Raw genomic sequence first — 3684 nt, 5'->3', positions numbered from 1 at the left:
AAAATCGCGCTCGTGACGGCCGGCATCCTCTCCCTGGCCTTCATGGGCTTTGCCGGGCTCGTCTGAGCCCGCAGGAGGTTCGTCATGCTGGTTGCCACCGCCGTCCTTGCCGGCCTCGGCCTGGTCTCCGGTCTTGGACTCGGCTGGGCCGCGCGCTTCTTCGCCGTCGAGACCGACCCGCGCCAGGAAGCCCTGCTCGAGCTGTTGCCCGGTGCCAACTGCGGCGGCTGCGGCTGCGCAGGCTGCAACGACTTCGCGGGTGCCGTGGTCAGCGGCGCCGCGCCGGTGGACGGCTGTCCCGTGGGCGGCGGGAGCACGGCCCAGGCCGTGGCGGGCGTGATGGGCCTGAGCGTCGAGCTCAAGGAGCGGCGGGTGGCGCTCATCCATTGCCAGGGCGGCAATGACCTGGCGCCGCGCCGCTACCTCTACAACGGCCTGGCGAGCTGCGCCAGTGCCGCCCAGCTCGGCGGCGGCGACAAGTCCTGCCTGCAGGGCTGCCTTGGCCTGGGCGACTGCCAGGGGGCCTGCCGCTTCGGCGCCATCGCGATCCTGCCCAGCGGCATCGCCCAGATCCTCGCCGAGCGCTGCACGGCCTGCGGCAAGTGCGTGGGCGCCTGCCCGAAGGGGATCATCGACCTCGTGCCGGAGCGCGCGCGCATCCACGTGCTCTGCAGCAACACGGACAGGGGTCCCCAGGCGCGCAAGGCCTGCCAGGTCGCTTGCATCGCCTGCAAGAAGTGCGAGAAGGCGGCGGGCGGCGGCATCGCGGTGACGGACTTCCTCGCCCGCGTCGACTATGCCCTCGCCCCTACCGACGAGGCGCTCGTCGAGCAGTGCCCGAACGGCTCGATCCGCGTCCTCGACCTGCGCAGCAAGCGCCACTGAGCGGCGGAAGAGAGGCTGGCCATGCGCTTCAAGGGCGGGGTCCATCCCGACTACCACAAGGAGACGGCGGGTCTGGCCATCGAGACCCTGCCCCTGCTGCCGCGTTACGCCGTGCCGCTCTCGCAGCACCTCGGCGCGCCGGGGACGCCCCTCGTTACCAAGGGGCAGCAGGTGGCCAAGGGCGAGCCGCTCTCGCAGCCGCAGGGCTTCGTCTCCGTGCCGGTGCACGCCCCGACCAGCGGCGCGGTCAAGGCGATCAAGGACTGGCCGCATCCGCTCGGGCGTTCCCTGCCGGCCGTCGAGATCGAGGCCGACGGCGAGGATCGGCTCTGGGACGGGCTCGCGCCCCTGGGCGACTGGCGGCAGCAGGCGCCGGCCGCCCTGCGCGATGCACTGAAGGCCGCCGGCCTGGTCGGCATGGGCGGCGCCACCTTCCCCACGCACGTCAAGCTGAGCCCGCCGGCCGACAAGCCGATCGACACCTTCATCCTCAACGGCGCCGAGTGCGAGCCCTACCTGACCAGCGACCACCGCGCAATGCTCGAGCAGGCGCCGGCCGTGATGGAGGGCCTCGGCCTGATGGCCCGCGTGCTGGGCGTGAAGCGAATCATCATCGGGGTGGAGGCCAACAAGCCCGACGCACTCGAGGCGCTGCGCAAAGCCTGCCCGCCGGACGTCGCCGCGGAGTTCGTGCTGCTCGAGGCGAAGTACCCGCAGGGCTCGGAGAAGCACCTCATCGTGGCGCTGACCGGCCGCAGGGTGCCGGCCGGCGGCCTGCCGATGGACGTCGGCTGCCTGGTGCAGAACGTGGGCACCGCCGTGGCCGCCTGCGAGGCCGTCGGCCAGGGTCTGCCGCTCATCGAGCGCGTGACCACCGTGACCGGCGAGGGTATCGCGCGGCCCGCCAATCTGCGCCTGCGCGTGGGTACCCTGCTCGCGGACGTCATCGCCCATTGCGGCGGCCTCGGCCCGCGCATCGCCAAGGTCATCTTCGGCGGGCCGATGATGGGCCTCGGCCAGTTCAGCCTCGAGGTGCCGGTGATCAAGGGCACGAGCGGCATCCTCTGCCTGCCGGCCGAGCGGATCACCCAGTATCTTGCCGATCCCTGCATCCGCTGCGGGACCTGCGTGGACGCCTGCCCGATGGGGCTCGTGCCGAGCGCGATGGGCGTGCTCGCCGAGCGCGGCCGCTTCGCCGATCTGGCGGACTACCGGGTGGGGGATTGCATCGAGTGCGGCAGCTGCGCCTACGTCTGCCCCTCCTTCCGGCCGCTGGTGCAGCTCTTCCGGCGCGGCAAGGCGGAACTGAGAGCGCTGGAGAGCCGATCGGGCGCGGCCTGAGCGCCGCGAGCGGAGGAGGGGGACCATGAGCGAAGACGGGATCGCCAAGACGCCGACCGCCGCGCCGCTGCTCGTGATGAGCAGCTCGCCCCACGTGCACAGCGACCGCGAGGTGCCGCGCATCATGCGCGACGTGCTGATCGCGCTCGCGCCCGCTCTGCTGATGGGGCTCTGGTTCTTCGGCCTGCCGGCGCTGCGCGTGCTGGTCTTCGCCGTCGGCGGCTGCCTCTGCTTCGAGTGGGCGACCCTGCGGCTCCTGAAGCGACCCGGCCGCCTGCACGACCTCAGCGCCGCCGTCACCGGCGTCCTGCTCGCGATGAACCTGCCGCCGACCAGTCCCTGGTGGCTGGTGCTGATCGGCGCCTTCGTCGCCATCGTCATCGCCAAGCAGATCTACGGCGGGCTCGGCTACAACCCCTTCAATCCCGCTCTCGTGGCGCGCGTGCTGCTCCTCGTCTCCTTCCCGGTGCAGATGACGACCTGGGCCCTGCCGACCGGGCCGCTGCGCCTGGACGGCGGGACGGGCCCCACGCCGCTGGGCACCCTGCGCGAGGGCCTGGCTCTCGGCCGCAGCGTGGACGAGCTCGCCCTGACGCCGCTCTGGAAGCTGCTCGTCGGCGTGCGCGGCGGCAGCCTGGGCGAGGTCAGCGTCATCGCGCTGCTCCTCGGCGGGCTCTACTTGCTGTGGCGCGGGCACATCCGCTGGCAGATCCCGGTCGGCTTCCTGGCCGCGGTCGCCGTCCTGAGCGGCTTGCCCTGGCTGCTCGATCCGGCGCGCCACGGCTCGCCGGTCTACCACCTGCTGTCGGGCGGCCTCTTCCTCGGCGCCTTCTTCATGGCGACGGACATGGTGACCAGTCCGGTGACCCGGCGGGGCATGCTCGTCTTCGGGCTCGGCTGCGGCCTGCTAACGGCGCTGATCCGCCTCTGGGGCGGCTACCCCGAGGGCGTCAGCTTCGCGATCCTCCTGATGAATGCCGCGACGCCGCTCATCGACCGCGCGACGCGGCCGCGCGTCTTCGGGACGGGACGGCGGCTCTACGAGGAGAGGAAGGCGGCATGAAGGAGATCCTCGACCTCGGCCTGCGGCTCGCCCTGATCTGCGCCGTCGCCGCGCTCTTGCTCAGCCAGGTGGACGCGCAGACGCGCGAGCCCATCCGGCAGGCGATGCTCCGCGAGCGCATGGCAGCGGTCGCGGCCGTGATGCCGCCCTTCGACAACCTCCCCGATGCCGATCGCGTCGACCTGAGCGACGCGGCCGGCGAGCGCAGCTACTGGCGTGGCTACCGGGGCGAGGCACCCGCGGGCGTCGCCTTCAAGGCCCTGACCAAGTCTGGCTACTCGGGCGAGATCGAGCTGATGCTCGGCCTCGACGCCGAGGGGAAGGTGAGCGGCCTGCGCATCCTCCGCCACGCGGAGACGCCGGGCCTGGGCGCGAAGTACGCCGACCCCGCGCCC

At 72.3% G+C, this 3684-nt stretch carries 4 protein-coding genes; all 4 read left to right on the top strand.

Translation table 11 applies throughout. The features are described from left to right. The first annotated feature begins 84 nt into the window (after positions 1-84). The gene (locus FJ251_14425) at positions 85-885 is read left to right on the top strand and encodes a ferredoxin (GenBank protein ID MBM4118901.1); all 801 of its coding nucleotides are present in this window, start codon (positions 85-87) and stop codon (positions 883-885) included. A gap of 15 nt (positions 886-900) precedes the next feature. Next, the gene (gene rsxC / locus FJ251_14420) at positions 901-2226 is read left to right on the top strand and encodes an electron transport complex subunit RsxC (protein ID MBM4118900.1); all 1326 of its coding nucleotides are present in this window, start codon (positions 901-903) and stop codon (positions 2224-2226) included. Positions 2227-2251: 25 nt separating this feature from the next. Next, a complete protein-coding gene (locus tag FJ251_14415) occupies positions 2252-3289 on the top strand; it encodes an RnfABCDGE type electron transport complex subunit D (protein ID MBM4118899.1) in 1038 nt (345 codons plus the stop codon). Continuing rightward, a partial coding sequence (locus tag FJ251_14410; protein ID MBM4118898.1) for an FMN-binding protein occupies positions 3286-3684 on the top strand: 399 nt, incomplete at its 3' end. The genes FJ251_14415 and FJ251_14410, both read left to right, overlap by 4 nt.

The sequence above is a fragment of the bacterium genome, from assembly GCA_016873475.1.
GTDB lineage: Bacteria > Krumholzibacteriota > Krumholzibacteriia > JACNKJ01 > JACNKJ01 > VGXI01.
Note: the sequence above shows the minus strand (reverse complement) of the source record. Positions and strands in the feature narration are given on the sequence as shown.